The organism is Pseudomonas sp. MG-9, from assembly GCF_018729515.1.
GTDB lineage: Bacteria > Pseudomonadota > Gammaproteobacteria > Pseudomonadales > Pseudomonadaceae > Aquipseudomonas > Aquipseudomonas serboccidentalis.
Map to the genome: position 1 here is coordinate 292,902 of NZ_JAHHZH010000007.1, position 19,719 is coordinate 312,620.

General features: G+C 62.1%; 17 protein-coding genes and 1 pseudogene. 4 read left to right on the forward strand and 14 right to left on the reverse strand.

Annotated elements, in window-relative coordinates; translation table 11 throughout:
* Positions 1 to 236: 236 nt before the first annotated feature.
* From KKQ10_RS28820 to KKQ10_RS20010, 4 genes and pseudogenes are all read right to left on the reverse strand, one after another.
* Positions 237 to 1,118 (reverse strand): methyl-accepting chemotaxis protein, encoded by an 882-nt coding sequence (locus KKQ10_RS28820; protein WP_502941633.1) that lies wholly within the window; start codon positions 1,116 to 1,118, stop codon positions 237 to 239.
* Positions 1,098 to 2,204: pseudogene (locus tag KKQ10_RS28825) on the reverse strand (HAMP domain-containing protein); the annotation flags it as partial. The gene KKQ10_RS28820 and the pseudogene KKQ10_RS28825, both read right to left, overlap by 21 nt.
* A 108-nt stretch (positions 2,205 to 2,312) precedes the next feature.
* Complete coding sequence (locus tag KKQ10_RS20005; RefSeq protein ID WP_215502079.1) at positions 2,313 to 3,683, reverse strand: aminotransferase-like domain-containing protein; 1,371 nt, start codon at positions 3,681 to 3,683, stop codon at positions 2,313 to 2,315.
* Positions 3,684 to 3,875: 192 nt separating this feature from the next.
* The gene (locus KKQ10_RS20010; protein WP_215502080.1) at positions 3,876 to 4,637 is read right to left on the reverse strand and encodes an SDR family oxidoreductase; all 762 of its coding nucleotides are present in this window, start codon (positions 4,635 to 4,637) and stop codon (positions 3,876 to 3,878) included.
* A gap of 238 nt (positions 4,638 to 4,875) precedes the next feature.
* On the opposite strand from KKQ10_RS20010, the gene KKQ10_RS20015 reads away from it, so the two are divergent.
* Complete coding sequence (locus KKQ10_RS20015; protein WP_127652291.1) at positions 4,876 to 5,880, forward strand: NADP-dependent oxidoreductase; 1,005 nt, start codon at positions 4,876 to 4,878, stop codon at positions 5,878 to 5,880.
* Positions 5,881 to 5,994: 114 nt separating this feature from the next.
* Here KKQ10_RS20015 and pyrF read toward each other — a convergent pair whose 3' ends face one another.
* Positions 5,995 to 6,693, reverse strand: a complete 699-nt coding sequence (gene pyrF, locus KKQ10_RS20020; RefSeq protein ID WP_164747918.1) for an orotidine-5'-phosphate decarboxylase — start codon at positions 6,691 to 6,693, stop codon at positions 5,995 to 5,997.
* Positions 6,694 to 6,989: 296 nt separating this feature from the next.
* On the opposite strand from pyrF, the gene KKQ10_RS20025 reads away from it, so the two are divergent.
* Both KKQ10_RS20025 and KKQ10_RS20030 read left to right on the forward strand, forming a co-directional pair.
* On the forward strand, positions 6,990 to 7,739 hold the full coding sequence (locus tag KKQ10_RS20025) for a response regulator (protein ID WP_047600365.1): 750 nt from the start codon (positions 6,990 to 6,992) through the stop codon (positions 7,737 to 7,739).
* A complete protein-coding gene (locus KKQ10_RS20030; RefSeq protein WP_215502081.1) occupies positions 7,739 to 8,788 on the forward strand; it encodes a sensor histidine kinase in 1,050 nt (349 codons plus the stop codon). Before KKQ10_RS20025 ends, KKQ10_RS20030 begins: the two co-directional genes overlap by 1 nt.
* Before the next feature lie 582 nt (positions 8,789 to 9,370).
* On the opposite strand, the gene KKQ10_RS20035 is transcribed toward KKQ10_RS20030, so the two are convergent.
* The 9 genes from KKQ10_RS20035 to KKQ10_RS20075 form a co-directional block, all read right to left on the reverse strand.
* Entirely contained in the window at positions 9,371 to 10,411 is a 1,041-nt protein-coding gene (locus tag KKQ10_RS20035) for an AI-2E family transporter (protein WP_215502082.1), read from the reverse strand.
* A gap of 69 nt (positions 10,412 to 10,480) precedes the next feature.
* The gene (locus KKQ10_RS20040; protein WP_127652294.1) at positions 10,481 to 11,287 is read right to left on the reverse strand and encodes a DUF4892 domain-containing protein; all 807 of its coding nucleotides are present in this window, start codon (positions 11,285 to 11,287) and stop codon (positions 10,481 to 10,483) included.
* A 115-nt stretch (positions 11,288 to 11,402) separates the two neighbouring features.
* Positions 11,403 to 12,257, reverse strand: coding sequence for an alpha/beta hydrolase (locus KKQ10_RS20045; RefSeq protein ID WP_215502083.1), 855 nt, complete (start codon positions 12,255 to 12,257; stop codon positions 11,403 to 11,405).
* Positions 12,254 to 13,060, reverse strand: a complete 807-nt coding sequence (locus KKQ10_RS20050) for an alpha/beta fold hydrolase (RefSeq protein WP_215502084.1) — start codon at positions 13,058 to 13,060, stop codon at positions 12,254 to 12,256. Before KKQ10_RS20050 ends, KKQ10_RS20045 begins: the two co-directional genes overlap by 4 nt.
* 197 nt (positions 13,061 to 13,257) lie before the next feature.
* Complete coding sequence (locus tag KKQ10_RS20055; protein WP_215502085.1) at positions 13,258 to 13,701, reverse strand: hotdog fold thioesterase; 444 nt, start codon at positions 13,699 to 13,701, stop codon at positions 13,258 to 13,260.
* Positions 13,702 to 13,732: 31 nt separating this feature from the next.
* Positions 13,733 to 15,388, reverse strand: coding sequence for an AMP-binding protein (locus KKQ10_RS20060; protein WP_215502086.1), 1,656 nt, complete (start codon positions 15,386 to 15,388; stop codon positions 13,733 to 13,735).
* A 169-nt stretch (positions 15,389 to 15,557) separates the two neighbouring features.
* On the reverse strand, positions 15,558 to 16,010 hold the full coding sequence (gene sixA / locus KKQ10_RS20065) for a phosphohistidine phosphatase SixA (protein WP_215502087.1): 453 nt from the start codon (positions 16,008 to 16,010) through the stop codon (positions 15,558 to 15,560).
* Positions 16,007 to 16,354, reverse strand: coding sequence for a DUF4389 domain-containing protein (locus KKQ10_RS20070; protein ID WP_007968953.1), 348 nt, complete (start codon positions 16,352 to 16,354; stop codon positions 16,007 to 16,009). The genes sixA and KKQ10_RS20070 overlap by 4 nt, the downstream gene beginning before the upstream one ends.
* An 18-nt stretch (positions 16,355 to 16,372) precedes the next feature.
* Positions 16,373 to 17,398 carry an NAD(P)H-dependent glycerol-3-phosphate dehydrogenase gene (locus tag KKQ10_RS20075; RefSeq protein ID WP_215502088.1) on the reverse strand — a complete coding sequence of 342 codons (1,026 nt, stop codon included), beginning with the start codon at positions 17,396 to 17,398 and terminating at the stop codon, positions 16,373 to 16,375.
* 196 nt (positions 17,399 to 17,594) lie between these two features.
* Between KKQ10_RS20075 and KKQ10_RS20080 the strand changes: the two genes are divergently transcribed.
* Positions 17,595 to 19,718, forward strand: a complete 2,124-nt coding sequence (locus tag KKQ10_RS20080; protein ID WP_215502089.1) for a TonB-dependent receptor plug domain-containing protein — start codon at positions 17,595 to 17,597, stop codon at positions 19,716 to 19,718.
* The last annotated feature ends 1 nt before the right edge of the window (position 19,719 follow it).

A 19,719-nucleotide genomic window follows, 5' to 3' on the forward strand; every position in this document is an offset into this window, starting at 1 on the left:
GCAGCGAAGCAAACCGTAGGCGATACCCCCGGATGGATCCCGGAGCGAAGGGACCCGAGCCACGGCGAGGGCCGAACGTTGGGGCAAGCCTTTTGGGTTATTTTTTCGCTGGGCCGGCATTCCGGCGTCTGGAAAAAGTGACTCGCCGTAAGGGCGAAACCGCCAGCCGCCACACCCAAAGAAACGGTTATTCACACAACCCAACCAAGAACATGGTCGGCCCAAAGGCCGCCAAGTCAAAGCCGAAAATGCCCAACCATCCCCTTCAGCTCACTCCCCAACCGCGCAAGCTCAATACTCGAAGTAGCATTCCCGCGCATCGCAATCGAAGACTGATCCGCACTCGCACGAATACTCGTCACACTGCGATTAATCTCCTCAGCCACCGAACTCTGCTCCTCGGCCGCCGCCGCAATCTGCTGATTCATCTGCTGAATCAACGACACCGCCGCCGCAATACTCCCCAACGCACTCTCCGTCTGCAGCGCATCACTGACGGCAAGCTTCACCAATTCACCGCTGCTCTGAATCTGCTGCACCGACGAATGCGCCGCCGAGCGCAACGCACTGACCAGCCGCTCGATCTCCTCGGTCGATTGCTGGGTACGCCGAGCCAACGCGCGAACCTCATCGGCCACCACCGCAAAACCCCTGCCCTGCTCCCCGGCCCGCGCCGCCTCGATCGCCGCATTGAGCGCCAGCAGATTGGTCTGCTCGGCCACGCTTTTGATCACATCGAGCACCGTGCCGATATTCTGGATTTGTGCACTGAGGCTTTCGATGCTCGAACTGGCCGACGTCGCTGAATCCGCCAGTTGCTCGATCCGCGCCATGCTCTGGCGCACCACCTGCTGCCCGCTCTCGACCTTGTCATCCGCCGTTTGCGCAGCCAGTGCGGCTTCTTCGGCGTTACGCGCCACGTCATGCACGGTGGCGCTCATCTGGTTCATGGCCGTGGCCACCTGTTCGGTTTCTTCCTTCTGGCTGCTGACTTCCAGATTGGTCTGCTCGGTCACCGCCGACAGCGATTGCGCAGAACTGGCCAACTGCTCGATACCCGCCTGCAAGCCGCTGACGATCGTGCTCAGCCCGGTACCCATCTGCTGCATCGCCAGCATCAGTTGACCGATTTCGTCGCGGCGAGTCACCTCGACCCGCGCACTCAAGTCCCCGGCGGCAATCTGCTGCGCGACCCGCATCACACTGCGCAACGGCGCAACGATCAACCGGGTAATGACCCACGCGGCAATCAGCCCGACCAGCAACGCCAGCGCTGAAGAACCAATGATCAACACCGAGTTCTTCTTCAGTTCCGCCTGCATCGCACCGTCCTCGGCGACATACGCCTGATCGACGCGCTCCATGACCTGCGCCGCACGCTGGTGCAATTGTTCGTAGACGGTTTTTTCCTGGGCCAGCAGGCCGGTGTATTCGGCCAACTTGTCGTTGAAACCGGTGATATGCCCGGACACTTCATTGAGCACTGTCAGGTAGCCCTCATCCTTGACCGTGGTCTTCAACTGCTCAGCCTGAGCCTGGGCCTGAGCGGCCTGCTCGATGTTGCCCTTGCCGGCACTGTCGGCATCGCCCTTGCGGCTCTGGTCGAGACGAATCCGCGCTTCGTTCATCGCTTGCAGCATCAGCTGCGACACCTGGCTGACCTGACTGGCCTGTTCGATGAACTGCGCGCCGTCCTTGCCTTCGGTGTCCTTCAAGGTATACGCGCCATCATCGGCCAACCCGGCTTGCAGCACGTCCAGGTTGTTGGCCACGCTGGACACCGACCAACTGGCCATTTCCAGCGCCAGATCCTTGGCCTGAGTCAACGAAACGAACTCGTCGAACGCCTTGCGATAGGCGCCCAATGACTGCTCGACATCGCTCATCACCGCCACGTTCGCTGGCGACTGCGCCTTGAGTTGCCCGGCCTGAGCCAGCAAGCCGTCCACGCCCTCACGCAAGGCATCGACGGTTTTCGGGTTGCTGTGCAGCGCATAATCCTGTTCCAGAAGCCGCACCTTGAGCAACGCGCTGTTGAGCGCCGACATCTGTTTCAGCCCGTCGAAACGCTGACTGATGGCCTGCAGGGACCAGACACCGATGGCGGCGACCAGCGCGGTCAACAGCAGCACCAGGACAAACCCGATACCCAGTTTTTTCGCCATACCGAGGTTGGCAAAACGTCCTTGCACGGCCGAAATCATTGCGCGTAGTCCCCTGCCAAAGTCTGTTGACGAAGATTCGCAACGGCCATGGAGCAGCACAAGTCTCTGGCGTCGGAATAATGGCAAAAAGCTACGCCCGCGTCGTTTTCAGAACGTTTGAGGTCGATTAACGTGGGTACTGCGAAAAAACTGCCGGGCCCGCGGATCACAAGCATAGGCCACATTGATCCGTTGCCACTCGTCGGCTTCACCATTCGGGCTGAAAGCCCCCGGGGCGCACAGACGCACGCCACTGCTCTGGGCCTGACGGTGCAATCGGGCCGGATCGCTCAGCAGTGAACGGGCCCAGATGAACAGTCCGCCACAGGGTTTGCCGAACACTTCCCAGTCGGCATCTTCCAGCGCCTGCAGCGCGGCTGCCCGATCGGTATTCAGGCGCTGACGCTGGCGCTGGACCATTTTGCGATACGCGCCACTCGCCAGAAGGCTGGCCAGCACCGCCTCATTGAAACCCGACGCGCCCATGCTGCTGATCATCTTGACCCGGGCCAGACGCGCAATCAGCGGCTGCTCGGCGCAGATGAAACCGACGCGCAACGAACTGCTCAGCGTCTTGGAAAAACTGCCGACGTAGATCACCCGTTCATCAAGTGCCGCCAAACGAATACCGTTGCCATTGTGCAGGTCGGCGTAGACATCGTCTTCGATCAACTGCACTGCGTGAGCGTTGCACAACTGCAGGATCTGTTGCGCCACACCCGGAGCCAGACAGGAGCCGGTGGGATTGTGGTGATGACTGTTGATGAACATCGCGACCGGCCGAAACTGCTGCAACAGCGCCTCCAGCGCCTGCGGATCCGGGCCGCTCGGTGTGCGGCGCACTTCCAGCAGCTGCACGCCGTGCAGGCGCAACAACTCGAACAGCGGCGCGTAGCCCGGATTTTCAACCACCACGCAGTCGCCTGCCTTGAGCAGGGTGCGCACCAACAGATCCAGCGCGTGGCTGGCACCGGCGGTGGTCAACACCTGCTCATCACGGGCCTGGATATCGATCAGCCTGAGGCGTTTGACAATCTGCTCGCGCAACGTCGGCAGCCCCAGCGGGCTGCTGTAATTGAACAGACTCGCCATGTCGGTACGGGCGACCTGACGGATCGCGTAGCTCAGGTCATCGGACTCACGCCAGCTTTGCGGCAAGCCCCCCTCGCCGAGTTGCAGCCCGCCCTTTGCCAGCCCGCCGTCGATTGCCGCCAATCCCCTGCAGCACCCGGCGTCTGGCCGCGCCGCAGCCACCATGAATCCCGCACCCTGACGCGCGGACAGAAGCCCCTGGGCTACAAGCCGCTCACAGGCCTCGACCACGCATGACTGGCTGAGCAGATTGGAGCGCGCAATTTGCCTGACGGAGGGCAGCCGCGTGCTCGGCGCCACGCCACTTCGCAAGATCCAGTCGGTCATTCCATCAACAATCTGCTGTACGACCGGCACCATTGCCTGTCGGTCAATTCTCAATTCCATGAGCACGCAAACTCCTGTCCGTTTTGCTGGCGGCAGTAAATCACAGCCACGCCGTACAGGCTGTGCGACAACGCCGTCAAAAGCGACCGTTCTAACCCTTTGATACACATTGTTTAACGGATTCACGGAACTGACGGCCCGCCATCAAAAAACCCGCACGAAGGCGGGTTTCTCAGGTCGTCCAGTACAGCTTCAGAAAGCGGTGACGCCGCCATCCACGGCCAGGGAATGACCGGTGGTAAACGCCGCGCCATCACTGCACAGATAGAGCACGGCGCTGGCAATTTCCTCGACCTTGCCGATGCGCCCGACCGGGTGCATCGCGTTGGCGAACTCGCCTTTTTTCGGATCGGCCTCGTAGGCGCGGCGGAACATGTCGGTGTCGATCACCGCCGGGCACACGGCGTTGACGCGGATTTTCTTCTTCGCATATTCGATCGCCGCCGATTTGGTCAGGCCGATCACCGCGTGCTTGGACGCCGCATAAATGCTCATCTTCGGTGCCGCCCCAAGCCCCGCCACCGAGGCGGTGTTGACGATCGCCCCGCCGCCCTGAGCCAGCAGCAATGGCAATTGGTACTTCATGCACAGCCAGACGCCTTTGACGTTGACGCCCATGATCGCGTCGAACTCATCCATCGAACCGTCGGCCAACTTGCCCTGCTCGATTTCGATCCCGGCATTGTTGAAGGCGTAGTCGAGACGACCGTAGGTATTGATCACATCGTCCATCAGATTTTTCACTTCGCTTTCAACGGTAACGTCGCAGCGCACGAAGGTCGCTTCGCCACCGGCGGTACGAATCAGCGCCACCGTGCCCTCGCCCCCCGCCGCGTCCAGATCGGCCACCACCACTTTCAGGCCTTCGGCGGCGAACGCCTGGGCGGTCGCCCGGCCAATGCCGTTGGCCGCACCCGTGACTACGGCAACCTGACCGGAAAACGTCATGCTCATTGTTATGTCCTCGAAGGAGAGATGCAGGAGGGTTTTGCAGATTCGCAGCATAGCCACCGGCGCCCGCGCCGCGTCAGCACTATCAGAAGGCTGTTTATGGCTTCATCCGTGGCAGTGATAAAACCCGGCGGGGGACTATCACTGCACTGGATCATTGCGCATTCGCCGCATCAGCCAACCTTGCAGCATTGGCCTGGAGGGTCTATCAACAAGGCTTCATTCAGTTCGAGTGCCTGCCATGACCTCCCAGACCAATCGCCAGTTCCTGCTCGCCAAACGCCCGGTTGGCGCCGCCACCCGTGAGACCTTCACTTACCAGGAAGTACCGGTCGGCGAACCTGCGACAGGGCAGATCCTGGTCAAGAACGAATACCTGTCCCTCGACCCGGCCATGCGCGGCTGGATGAACGAGGGCAAGTCCTACATCCCGCCGGTCGAAATCGGTGAAGTCATGCGAGCCTTGGGCGTCGGCAAAGTCATCGCCTCAAACAATCCGGGCTTTGCTGTCGGCGACTACGTCAACGGTGCGCTGGGTGTGCAGGATTATTTCCTCGGTGAGCCCAGAGGTTTCTACAAGGTCGATCCGAAACTGGCACCACTGCCGGTGTATCTGTCCGCGCTGGGCATGACCGGCATGACCGCCTACTTTGCGCTGCTCGATGTGGGCGCACCAAAGGCCGGCGATACCGTGGTTCTTTCAGGTGCTGCCGGTGCGGTGGGCAGCATTGCCGGGCAGATCGCGAAAATCAAAGGGTGCCGGGTCGTCGGCATCGCCGGCGGTGCCGACAAATGCAAATACCTGATCGATGAACTGGGCTTCGACGGCGCCATCGACTACAAGCACGAAGACGTGCTGGCCGGGCTCAAGCGCGAATGCCCGAAAGGGGTCGACGTGTACTTCGATAACGTGGGCGGCGAGATCCTCGACGCGGTGCTCAGCCGCCTGGCGCCGAAAGCCCGGGTGGTGATCTGCGGCGCCATCAGCCAGTACAACAACAAGGAAGCAGTCAAAGGCCCGGCCAACTACCTGTCACTGCTGGTCAACCGTGCGCGCATGGAAGGTTTTGTAGTGATGGACTACGCCGCCCAGTACGCCAGTGCCGCTCAGGAAATGGCAGGCTGGATGGCCAAGGGGCAGCTCAAGAGCAAGGAAGACATCGTCGAAGGTCTGCAGACCTTTCCGGAGACGCTGATGAAATTGTTCAGCGGGGAGAACTTCGGCAAGTTGGTGCTGAAAGTTTAGTTTCACCACAAACCAATTGTAGGAGTGAGCCTGCTCGCGATAGCGGTGTATCAGTCACAGTAAATGTCACTGATACACCGCTATCGCGAGCAGGCTCACTCCTACAGGGGTTACTTAGGCGATTTCGGCCACGACCGACGCGAGCGCCTTGGCCGGATCCGCCGCCTGGCTGATCGGACGGCCGATCACCAGGTAATCGGAACCGGCATCCAGCGCCTGACGCGGGGTCAGGATACGACGCTGATCGTCCTGCGCACTGCCCGCCGGACGAATCCCCGGGGTCACCAGTTGCAGCGACGGATGCGCCGACTTCAGTGCGGTGGCTTCCAGTGCCGAGCACACCAGACCGTCCATCCCGGCCTTCTCGGCCAGCGCGGCCAGACGCAGCACCTGTTCCTGCGGCTCGATGTCCAGACCGATACCCGCCAGATCCTCGCGCTCCATGCTGGTCAGCACGGTCACACCGATCAGCAACGGCTGCGGACCGCTGCGCTTGGAAAGCTCTTCACGGCAGGCCGCCATCATGCGCAGGCCACCGGAGCAATGCACGTTGACCATCCACACACCCATCTCGGCAGCGGCTTTCACGGCCATCGCGGTGGTGTTGGGAATGTCATGGAATTTCAGGTCGAGGAACACCTCGAAGCCTTTGTCACGCAGGGTGCCGACGATTTCCGAGGCGCAACTGGTGAACAGTTCCTTGCCCACTTTGACCCGGCACAGTTTCGGGTCCAACTGGTCGGCCAGCTTCAGTGCGGCGTCACGGGTGGGGAAATCCAGGGCGACGATGATAGGAGTCTGGCAGGCGGACATGGATAGGCTCTCAGGCAAGTCGAAATCGGCGCGCATTGTAGCGGAAGCGGCGGCGGCGCGGCACCCGATGATCGGTAAAATCGTCGCCGCAACCGTGATCAGCATAGCGCTCGCTGCTATTGTGTCGAACCCGATACACAACCGACACGCCGCCAACAAGCGCCCACGCTAGCCTCGCCAGCCGCAACACGTCCTTACATCAGCACTTCCCGCCTCACGGCGAGACGCCTATGCTGAAACCACCACCTCGCAGCCCATCTTTGTGGTTGGCGGCCTACTGGCAGATGAACAGCCCCATGCACAACACCCAAACGACCGTGACTGATGAGCATAAAGACGACAAGCGCTGGAGCATCCGCGCGCTGATCGTCGACGATGACGTGCCGATCCGCGAGCTGATGATCGACTACCTGGCCCGCTTCAACATCCACGCCAGCGGCGTCACCGACGGGGCGGCCATGCGTCAGGCGATGCAGGCCGAGCATTTCGACGTGGTGGTCCTCGACCTGATGCTGCCCGGCGAAGACGGCCTGTCGCTGTGCCGCTGGCTGCGCGCCGAATCGGACATCCCGATCCTCATGCTCACCGCCCGCTGTGAACCCACCGACCGCATCATCGGCCTGGAACTGGGCGCCGACGACTACATGGCCAAACCGTTCGAGCCGCGAGAACTGGTGGCGCGGATCCAGACCATTCTGCGCCGGGTGCGCGATGATCGTACCGAGCAGCGCGCCAACATTCGCTTCGACAACTGGCGCCTGAACAGCGTTCTACGCCAACTGATCGCCGACGATGGCCTCGTGGTGCCGTTGTCCAATGCCGAATTCCGCCTGCTCTGGGTCTTCATCGAACGCCCGCGCCGGGTACTCAGCCGCGAACAACTGCTGGACGCCGCCCGCGGCCGTTCGATCGAAGCCTTCGACCGCAGCATCGACCTGCTGGTGTCGCGTCTGCGGCAAAAACTCGGCGACGACCCGAAAGCCCCGCAGTTGATCAAAACCGTGCGCGGCGAAGGTTACCTGTTCGACGCGCGAGACATCGGCTGATGCGAGTGCGCTTCGACACGCTGTTCGGCCGCCTGTTTGGCATGCTGTTCGTGGCGATCGTCCTGGCGCACTTGCTGGCCTTTGCCTGGTTCCACCATTACGGCCCGCCTCCGCCGCCACCCCCGCCAGAATTTGCCGAGGGCGTCGACGGCCAACGGCCACCGCCGGACCCACGTTTCGCCCACCGCCCGCCACGCCCGTGGTTCGGCGGGCCGCTGGTGCCGCTGACCTTCCAGTTCATCTCGCTGATGATCGCCGCTTGGTACGGCGCCAAACTGCTCAGTCGGCCGATCCAGCGCCTGAGCGACGCCGCCGAACGCCTGAGCGAAAACCTCGACAGCCCACCGCTGGACGAATCCGGCCCGCGTGAGGCGCGGCAAGCGGCATACACCTTCAACCTGATGCAACAACGCATTCGCGAACAGGTGCAGCAACGGGCACGCATGCTCGGCGCCGTCTCCCACGACCTGCGCACCCCGCTGTCGCGGCTGAAACTGCGGCTGGAAAAGATCGACGACGACAAACTGCAAGGCCAGATGCGCCAAGACCTGAACGACATGATCAGCATGCTCGACGCCACCCTCACCTACCTGCACGAACAGCGCACCAGCGAAGCCCTGCAGTTGATGGACGTGCAGGCGCTGGTCGAATCGCTGTGCGAAAACGCCCAGGACCAAGGCGCAGACGTGCAGGTCAGCGGCCATTGTGCACCGCTGCAGGTGCAACCGATGGCGCTGCGTTCCTGCATCAACAACCTCATGGACAACGCCCTGCGCTATGCCGGGCAGGCGCGCATCGAACTGCAGGATCAACGCGAGCAACTGCTGATCCGCGTGATCGACCACGGCCCCGGCATTGCCGAAGACAAACGCGAGGCGGTGTTCGAACCGTTCTATCGCCTGGAAGGCTCACGCAACCGCAACTCCGGCGGCGTCGGCCTGGGCATGACCATTGCCCGCGAAGCCGCTCAGCGACTGGGCGGCCAATTGAACCTGGACGAAACACCCGGCGGCGGCCTGACCGCAATTATTCGCCTGCCGCGCACCTGAGAACACACAACTCCCTTTGGGAGCGGGCTTGCTCCCACAGTTGGATTGGGTATTTTCAGCTGGAGATTGGTCGGCTGTCAGGCCGCCTTCGCGAGCAGGCTCGCTCCTACAGTTTGATTTGTGTGTAACCGGTTAGAGATTGGTCGGCTGTCAGGCCGCCATCGCGAGCAGGCTCGCTCCTACAGTGACCGCGTACCCCCAAATAGGCCGAGTGTCAGCTCGCCTCGCTTTTGATCTGCAGGCCCCGTCGGCAGGCTGAGTGGAGGGATTCATCCGGGGGTGGGAGCGCCGCGACCGTTCGACGAAGTCGAACACATCGAGAGGAGGTGCAGCGAAGCAAACCGTAGGCGATGCCCCCGGATGGATCCCGGAGCGAAGGGACCCGAGCCACGGCGAGGGCCGAACGTTGGGGCAAGCCTTTTGGGTTATTTTTTCGCTGGGCCGGCATTCCGGCGTCTGGAAAAAGTGACTCGCCGTAAGGGCGAAACCGCCAGCCGCAACACCCGAAACAACGGATATTCACCCCAAACCCAAGAACATGGTCGGCCCAAAGGCCGCCAAGTCAAAGCATCCCCGCCCAACCTAAACCCGAGCCTGACTCTTGCTCCAATCCGTCAACAAACTATAAGCCACCGCCAACAGCGTAGGCCCAATAAACAACCCGATAAACCCAAACGCAATCAACCCGCCAAACACCCCAAGCAACACAATCACCAACGGCAGATTCCCGCCCCGACTGATCAGATAAGGCTTCAACACGTTATCCACGCCACTGATGATGAACGTCCCCCAGATCCCGAGAAACACCGCCATCCCATACTCACCCTTCCACGCCAGCCAGGCCGTGGCCGGAATCCACACCAACGGTGGCCCCATCGGAATCAGGCTCAACAGGAAGGTCACGATCCCCAGCACCAAAGCCCCCGGCACCCCGGCAATCAAAAACCCGATCAATGCCAGAATCGCCTGCGCCGCTGCGGTCCCGATCACCCCGTTGACCACCCGCTGCACGGTGCCGGCCACCAGCTCGATGTAATACCCGGCACGCTCGCCGATCAGCCGCTGCAGCAGACCGTGCACGAACGCCGCCAGGCGCGGCCCGTCGCGATAGAAAAAGAACACGAAGACAATGCTCAGGGTCAGCTCGAGAATGCCGCCGCCGATCTGCGCACTGCGCGCCAGCAACCAGTTCCCGACCTGTCCCAGATACGGCTTGATCGACACCATCAGCGCCGCGCCCTGCTGATCGATGCTGTTCCAGATGCCGACCAGCCGCTCACCCACCAACGGCAAGCTGCCGAGCCAGACCGGCGCTTCCGGCAGACCGTCGACCTGCACATCCTTGATGAACGCCGTGGCATCGCGCACATGATCGGCCAGATTGAACCCCAGCCACACCAGCGGCGCCGCCACCAGCAACATCCAGCCCAAGGTCAAAATGCCTGCGGCCAGTGATTCGCGCCCATTGAGCCAACGGGTCAGCAGACGCATCAGCGGCCAGCTGGCAAACGCCAGCACCGCGCCCCAGAACAGCGCCGACCAGAACGGCGCCATCACCCACAGGCTGGCACCAAACAGCACCAGCAGGAGGATTTGCACCAACAGCCGATCGTTATTGAGCATGTAAGGTCTCGAAAAAGTCAGTCCGTCAAAGAGTAGGCGAACGCGCCACGCGTGCTCGCCCGATACAGCTTATCGCAACAGATCGATGCGCAGGCCCGCGCTGTCGGCACTCCCCGCCTCCATCCGCGCCGCACGCACGCCTTGCCCGATCAGTGCCTGGCGCCAGGCCTCAGCCTTCGGCCCGGAAATCGTCACCCGCAAGGTGGTATCGAGGTTCAAGCCGCGGGAAATCAACCGCAGCCAGGTGTCATCCGGGTCGCCATTCAGTTTCGGCAGGTTCAGCTCGCCAGTGCTCTTGAGCTGACGCAACAGTGTGGCCGAGGTCGGCAGCAGCTCACCCAGTGGCGCGGTCGCCTCGAATTGCTCGACATGCAGATAGGCTTTGCGATTGCCTCGGGTGATGCTGTAGAGCGCCACCAGGGTGTTGTCCTTGGGGGCGGCCAGGCGCAACAGCAGATAGGCCTGTTGCTCGTCGGCACCGTACAGCTTGGAATTGCCGAACACCTCGTTGGCCCACAGGCTGCTTTCGCCGCAGTCGCGGGCCTGACACCAGAACAGTAACTCGGCGCCCTGTTTTTGCAGGGCTTCACGGGCAGCCGTGAAGGCTTCGGTGGCGGCGTGCTCCGGTGGCAACTCGTAAGTTACCGAGGTGGTCTGGCCGCGCGCGGTGACCTGGCCGTCGAAGCGTAACTGGCCGCTGATCTTGCGGATCGAACCCAGCGGGTAGATTCGTTCAAGCTCGACGGGAGGCCGATAGTCGACGATCTGCGCATCGGCCAGACGCGGCACGATCTGCAGATCCTGGCTGCCCGGCACATCGGCAGCGAATAGAACGGGACTGAAACAGCACAGCGCCAACAGACTGAGTGACCGCATAGTCAGGCTCATCGGATCGGCATGGCTTGGCGGGTCGGGGTCGCAGCGGTATAGAAATCCATCGTGTTTGTCTCCCATTTCAACCCGCCCAGCCTCGACAGTTGCCCGGTGCAAGTCAAGGAATGGCGAAGAAGCGATTGAAACAGTCTGCGACAAGGTCGGCACCGGACTCATCGTTCAGGTGCAAATGGTGCCCGCCCGCCAGCTGTTCCTGGCTAAAGGGTAGACGCTCCAGCAACTCCGGATGCTTGGCCAGCATGCCGTCGGCAGCGACCACCAGTTGCGCCGGGCAGGTGATGCGCTGGACGAAGGCCATGGCCTGTTCCTGCGTCAGGCGCAGCGGCGATGGCAGGGTCAGGCGATTGTCGGTGCGCCAGGTATAACCGCCGGGCACCGGCATCAGCCCGCGTTGCGCCAACAGTTCGGCGGCTTCGCGACTGACCGCCACCAGGCCTTTCATCCGCGCTTCGATGGCGCGGTCGAGGGTGTTGTAGACCGGTTTGCGCTTCTCGCGCAGGTCCAGTTGCGCCTGCAGGGCCATGCCCATGCGCTCGGCGGCGTTTTCGCCTTTGTCCGTAGGCGGAATCACCCCGTCGATCAACGCCAGATGGCTGATGCGCTCCGGCAACGAACCGGCCAGCACCAGCGAAACGATGGCGCCCATCGAATGCCCAAGCAGGCCGAAGCGCTTCCAGCCCAGTTGTTCGGCGACCTGCAACACGTCGTGGGCGTAGTCCCACAACGCATAGCCGGCACCATTCGGGCGATGCCCGGAGTGACCGTGCCCGGCCATGTCCAGGGCAATGATGCGCAAGCCTTTGAGCTTGGGCGCCAGCCGCGCAAAGCTGTTGGCGTTGTCGAGCCAGCCATGCAGGGCAATCACCGGCAGACCGTCCTCGGGACCGAACAAATGCGCCGCCAGTTCGATATGCGGCAGGCTCAGACGCACTTCTTCGAAGGTCGGGTTCATGCGCAGTCCTTGTCCTGACGACCTTCCCAGCGGATGAACAGATTCTTCAACAGGCGCGCGGTGTCCTGCGGACGCTCCAGGGGAAACATGTGCCCGCCCGGCATGCTCAGCAATTCACCCTGCGGCAAGCGCGAAACGAAACTGCCGTGATGACGCATCACCACGCGGCTCTTGTGCCCGCGCACCACCGCCAGCGGCACTTTCAGTTGGCGGGTGCGGCCCGGGCTGGTGTGCGGCACGCCGCGATAGATGCTGATTTCGGTGGCCGGATCGAAGCGCAGTCGCAACTTGTCGCCGACCTGGTGCAAACCGTGCTGCAGGTAGGCGTCGAAGCACTCCGGATCGAAACCGCGAAACAGGCTCTTGCCGGCAAAGTAGCGGCGCGCACTGTCGAGGTCGGCAAACTCTTCGCGGCGGCCGAGTGTGCGGCCGGCGGGGGTCAGCTTGTCGATGAACCCGAAACGCTTGGCCGCGCGGATCACCCATCGGTCAGTACGGGTCAGTACCGGCGAATCGAGCATCACCACACCGCGATACAGCTCAGGGCAACGCAGTGCTGCGTGCAGGTGCAATACGCCGCCAAAAGAGTGGCCGACGCCCCACACCGGTTGATCCTGTTGCTGCAAATGGTGGATCAGTTCGTCGACGAGGTTGTACCAGTTGTCGTCCGCCGGGAAACGCGGGTCATGGGCATGCACTTCCAGATGCGCGACCCGGTACTCGGGCGCCAGCGCCGCGAACAACTTGCCATAGGTGCCCGAGGGAAACCCGTTGGCGTGGGTGAAAAAGATCGGTTGCGACATGCCGGTAAATCCATGAGCGGAAAACATGCCGCTGATTGTCCGCAAGAGCGGCGGTCTCAGCAATGACCATAACTGCCAGAAAGGGTGGTGGAGATGTCGCGAAAAGCAAAAGATCGCAGCCTGTGGCAGCTCCTGCATTGGGATGTGTACCCTGTAGGCGTCTGCCGCAGGCTGCGATCTTATGATCTTATGGATCCTCAACGTGCCGGCGGCTGCTCGCCCAGTGGCACCACCGCCATGGTCAGGCGCGAGACGCAGCTGGCCTTGCCTTCATCGCTGGTCAGGCGGATATCCCAGACATGCGTGGTGCGGCCGATATGAATCGGTTTGGCCACCGCCGTCACCCGTCCGCTGCGCAAGCCGCGCAAGTGGTTGGCGTTGATCTCCAGTCCCACGCAATAGAATTTGCTGGCATCGATGCACAGGTAACTGGCCATCGAGCCGACAGTTTCCGCCAGCACCACCGAGGCGCCGCCATGCAGCAGGCCGTAAGGCTGGTGGGTGCGGTGGTCGATGACCATGCTCGCCATCAGCGACTCTTCGTCGAAGGCTTCAAAGCGGATATCCAGCACTTCACCGATGGTGTTTTTCTGGATTGCGTTCAACTGCTCGATGTTCGGAGTGGTGCGCCACAAGGTCATCGCAGGCTTCCTTTGTTGTTTTGATCGTCACTCAATCCTGCCACAGCACCGCCTCGCTGCGCGCGCTCCATTCTTCAAAGCGCGCGCCGTAGGTGTCTTCGATGACGTTGCGCTTGATCTTCAATGTCGGCGTGAGAAAGCCGTTTTCCACCGCCCAACTGTCCTTGACCACCACCAGCCGTCGCAGGCGTTCATGCTTGTCGAGCACGGCGTTGACCTCTTCCAGCAGCTTCTCCAGGCTCGAATGCAGACTCGCCCGCGCCTCCTCCTGATTGACGTTCGAGAGCACACACAAGCCCAGCGGCGCACTCAGACCATCGCCCACCACACAGACCTGCTCGATCCGCGAATGCACCGCCAGGCGGTTTTCAATCGGCGCCGGGGCCACGTATTTGCCTTTACTGGTCTTGAAGATTTCCTTGAGCCGCCCGGTCAGGCGCAAGCGCCCCTCCGCGTCCTGTTCGCCCTTGTCGCCGGTACGCAGGAAGCCATCTTCGGTCAGGGTTTCGGCGGTTTTCTGCGGTTCCTTGAAATAGCCGAGCATGTTCGCCTGACTGCGCACCTGCACCTCGCCGGACTCGTCGATACGCACCTCGACCTCCGGGCACGGCTTGCCGATCCAGCCCTGTTTGTATTGGCCCGGCAGGCAGATGTGCGAATAGCCACAACTCTCGGTCATGCCATAGACTTCCAGCACATCGAGGCCGAGCTTCTGATACCAGCTGAGCAAGGTCTGTGGCACTGGCGCGGCACCAGACAGGGCGACGCGCAGCGCATCGAGCCCCAACCCGGCCAACACCTTGTGCCCGACCCGCTTGCCAATCCACGGCAGGCCCAACAGGAAATCCAGGCGTTTGGCCGGGATCTTGCTGTACACGCCCATCTGGAATTTGGTCCAGATTCGCGGCACGCCGAACATCGCGGTGGGCCGCGCCCGTTGCAGATCGGTGATGAAGGTGTCGAGGCTTTCGGCAAAGAACACGGTTTGCCCGGTATAGATTGAGGCCAGTTCAACGAACATTCGTTCGGCGACATGGCACAGCGGCAGGTACGACAGCAGCCGGTCGTTCTCGTTGAGGCCGAACAACTGCGTGCCATGCGTCGTGGCAAACCCCAGATTGGCAAAGCTGTGCATCACGCCCTTGGGCAACCCGGTGGTGCCGGAGGTGTAGATGATGGTTGCCAATTGCTCGCCCGCCGGGCGCGGGTCGTCCTGGATCGGCGAGCGCTTCTGCAGGTCGTCCCAACTGAAATCGAACGTGCCGGGCGGATGCAACGGCAAGCTGATGGTTGGCAAGTCCGTCGGCACACCGGCCGACATCCCGGGCCAGTCATCGAGCTTGCCGATGAACGCCAGCACGCTATCCGAATGCGTGAGGACCTGATTAACGGAGTCTGCCGTGAGGTTGGGATACAGCGGCACCGACACGTGCCCGGCCATCCAGATCGCCAGATCGGCGATGATCCAGTGCGCGCAGTTTTTCGAGATCAGCGCGATGTGGCTGCCTTGCGGCAATTCCCGGGCGCGCAGCCAGTGCGCGGCGCAACGGGCCTGGTGGCCGACATCGGCCCAGGTCAGGGTCTCGACCTGCCCGTCGCCGATGGGCTGCACGAGAAAACGCTGGCGCGGGTGCCGGGCCTCACGTTCGTAAAACACGTCCAGCGGTAAACGGAAGGCGGCAGACATGCGACTCGCTCCTGTTTTTTGGGTCTGGAGCAAGCGTAGTCAACCAAGCAAGTGCTTGGTTGGATTTTTTACCAAAAGAAACAAGATCAAAAGATCGCAGTCTTCGGCAGCTCCTACAGGGGGAACGCATTCCCATGTAGGAGCTGCCGAAGGCTGCGATCTTTTGTTTTTAAGGGTGCTTGAGGCTGTTGAGTTTCATAGAGCCGATCAGCAGCTCAGGGCTTTCCAGCTCGGCCAGGCCCGCCGTGCTGACCTTCTCCGGCGGATACCCGGCGCCATGTTGCAGATAGCTCAGCAGATTGCCCACCAGCGGGTTGTGGCTGACCAGCAACACATTGCTCACCGACACCAGTTGATCGGTGACCTTGTCCGGATCGGTCTCCGGGGTCAGCCATTCGACGGTGCGAATCTCCGGCTCGAACCCCAATGCCTCGCGGACAATCTGCGCGGTCTGTTGCGCACGCAGATAAGGGCTGGCGTAGATCGCCGTCAACGGTTTGCCCATCAACCGGGCGGCGCTGCTCAAGGCTTCCTTGCGGCCGTGTTCGGTCAGCTCCCGCTCGGAGTCGGGGCGCGAGCCATAGGGCTCGGCCTCACCGTGACGCAATACCCAGAGTTTCATAGCTTGGGTTCCTCATCTCGGGCCGGATGCGGTGCCGGGGGCACGGCGTGCGGCGCTTCCCCTTCCGGGGCACGCGGGGTTGGCCAGTCGGCGAACGGCCACGGTTTCTGGTCGCTGTGAAAACTGCCGAAACGGCCGATCTGCGCCAGGAACTGGCTCAGGCTGTCGCCGAAATTCATCAGGCTGGCGCTCGGGGCGCCATAAATCAAACGATAGATCAGTTGCACCAGCACCACCGCGCCAAGGATGAACTGCGCCACTTGCCAGACCAGCACGTAGACGATCATCCACAGCACCCGCAGGAGAATGGATTCGTACTTGGCTTCGGTTTTCGGATCGTTCATGGCTCGCTTCCTGTTGAATCAGTTGAAACCGCTGGTGGAAATAAAGTCGACGTCGGTTTTCGGCTCGGCACGCATCAGTAGACCGATCACCTGCTCCAGCGTGCGTCCTTCGAACAGAATCGCGTGCAGCCCGGCGACCAGCGGCATGTACACGCCGGCCTCCTGGGACTTGGCCTTGAGCACTTTCAGGGTGTTCACCCCTTCGGCGACTTCGCCCAGACGCGACACCGCCTCATCAAGGCTCAAGCCCTGACCGAGGGCAAACCCGACCTGATAGTTGCGGCTCTTCGGTGACGAGCAGGTGACGATCAAATCACCGACCCCGGCCAGACCGAGGAAGGTCATGGGATTGGCGCCCTGATTCACCGCAAAGCGGGTCATCTCGGCCAAGGCGCGAGTGATCAGCATGCTCTTGGTGTTTTCGCCCATGTTCAGCGCCACCGCCATGCCGGCGATGATCGCGTAGACGTTTTTCAGTGCGCCGCCCAGTTCGACACCGAAACGATCGGCGCTGGCATAAACGCGGAAGGTGCGACCATGCAGCGCAGCCTGCACCTGTTTACAGAGGTCTTCGTCCTCGCTGGCGACCACGGTGGCGGTCAGCGCGTGCTCGGCGATCTCCCGCGCCAGGTTCGGCCCGGACAGCACGCCGATGCGCGCCTGCGGGGCGATTTCTTCGAGGATCTGGCTCATCAGTTTGAACGTGTGGGCTTCGATGCCCTTGGTCAGGCTGACCAGCATCTTGCCGCTCAGACGCTCGGCGTGGGCGGCCAGCACCGCGCGCAGGGCGCTCGATGGCAGCGCGACGAAGCACAGCTCGCAAGCGTCGAGGGTCGCTTGCAGGTCAGTGACGGCGGTCACCCCCGGCAGAATCTTGATGCCTTTGAGGTAACGCGGGTTCTCGCGATTGACCCGGATAGCCTCGGCCTGCTCGGGGTCACGCATCCACTGCCGGACTTGATGGCCGTTCTCGGCCAATAGATTGGCCACGGCGGTACCAAAACTTCCGCCTCCCAGGACCGCAATCGGGCGCTGTTCAGTCATATGCAATCCGTTAATCCATACCAGTGGCGATGCCGGCATTATACGGGGCGACCGGGTCGCGGCCAGCCCCTGCGTCAATTACCGGCACTTGTAGGAAGAAGACCGATAAAACCGAGGAAAATGCCCGCATCGTGACTGGAAAAGTCGCTGTCCTCGGTTAACATGCGCGCCAAATCTTTGTGATCAAGGCTGTGTCGTGTCTTTTGCTTCTCCCCCCTTGCGTTCGTCCCTGTTGCTGGCGCTGCTGTTCAGCCCGGTGTTGCAGGCGGACGACCTGTTTGTCGACAGCGAAACGCTGCCGCAGGTGCTGACGGCCACGCGCCTGAAACAGACACCGGCGGAAGTGCCGGGGAGCATGACCGTACTCGACAGTGAACTGATCAACGCCAGCGGCGCCCGGGATATCAGCGAACTGCTGCGCCTGGTGCCGGGGATGATGGTCGGCAACATCAACGGCAATCAGGCGGCGGTCAATTATCACGGGACCAATGCCAGCCAGGCGCGGCGCATGCAGGTGCTGATCGATGGCCGTTCGGTGTACCGCGCGGGTCTCGCCACGGTGGACTGGAGCGACATTCCGGTGGCCATGGAAGACATCGAGCGGATCGAGGTTTTCCGTGGGCCGAACACTGTCAGCTATGGCGCCAACGCGCTGATGGCAGTGGTCAACATCATCACCCGCAACCCGGCAGACAGCCACGGCACGCGGCTGAAGTACACCCGTGGCCAGCGCGGCATCAACGACTTCTATGCCAGCCAGGGCACCGGCTGGAATGGCGGCGATCTGCGCCTGTCGCTGTCCGGCCAGGAAGATGATGGCTTCGACAGCGACCGCACCGGCGCCGATTATCGCGACAGCCGCCGCTTGAACCGCTTCAGCCTCGCCGTCAGCCAGACCCTGAGCGACAACCAGAGCCTCGACTGGCAGGTCAACGCGAAGGACGGCACCAATCAGCGGCCCTACACCTACCACCCGGTGTTCTCGGGGATTACCGCTGCCGGGAACAATTCCGACGTGGTCGCCAAGGATTACGCCGGCTCGGTGCGCTGGAACCTCGACATCAATCCGCAACACAGCCTTTATGTACAAGGCTCGGCCCAGCACTGGGATCGCCAGCAGGTGTGGCGCGCCTGCGATGCCGAAGTGTCGTTCAGCCCACAGCTGACGCAGCTGTGGCAGCTCAACCCGAACTACACCGAACGCCTGGCGCGCAACATCACCCGCTTCACCGGCCCCGGCCCGGAGGATGGCACGCCACAGGAAATGGCCTTGGCCAATCAGGTGCTGGATCAGTGGCGCAACGGTGCCAGCCAGACCCTGTGCGGCGACATCGACCAGAGCGCCCGGGAGTCGCGCTACGACCTCGAACTGCAGGACACTCTCAGCCTGTCCGACAGTCTGCGGCTGGTCAGCGGCATGAACTATCGTTACGACCGGGCCGATTCCGAGACCTACTTCAACGGCACGCTGGACGACACCACCTGGCGTGCGTTCGGCCAACTGGAGTGGCGCGCCAGTGAACACTGGCTGCTGCAGGGCGGCGCAATGTTCGAAAACACCCAATTGATCGGCAGTTCGCTGACGCCGCGCTTCGCGGTCAACTACCTGATCAACCCGCGCCACGGCCTGCGCGCGGTGTACTCGGAGGCGATCCGCTCGCCGGACATGTTCGAGAACAACGTCAACTGGAGCTATCAGGTGAGCAACCTGCGGCCCTCGGCCTACGGTCAGTCCTCGGCCCGCTACTTCGTCAAGACCCGTGGCCCGGGCGATCTCGATCAGGAGCACATGCGCTCACGCGAGCTGGGCTACAACGGCTATTTCGCCGAGCTGGGCCTGGCGGTCGATGTAAAACTGTTCTACGACGAAATCACCGGGATGATCAGCGAGCCGCTGCGCAACAACCAATACATCGCCAGCAACGCCAACAGCTCGCGCTTTCGCGGCACCGAAACCCAGCTCGACTGGCGCGTGAGCATGCGTGATCGCCTGCGCTTCACCTACGCCTTCGTCGACGCCGAGGCGAGCAATCCGCTGGACCAGCAATTCACCTCGCGCAACAGCGGCTCCGCCGGTTGGCTGCGCGATTGGGGTCACGGCTGGAACAACGCCCTCTTCTATTACGGCGACAACGCCCTCAACGGTTACCGTTTCGAACGGGTCGACACGCGCATCGCCAAACGCATCGTTCTGGGCAAGGCCCAACTGCAATTGGCCGGCGTGCTGCAACAGCGGCTCGACAACGAGCCGACCACCTTCGCCGACAACAATTACGACGAACGCCGGGTGATGTACTTCAGCGCCGAGCTGGAGTTCTAAG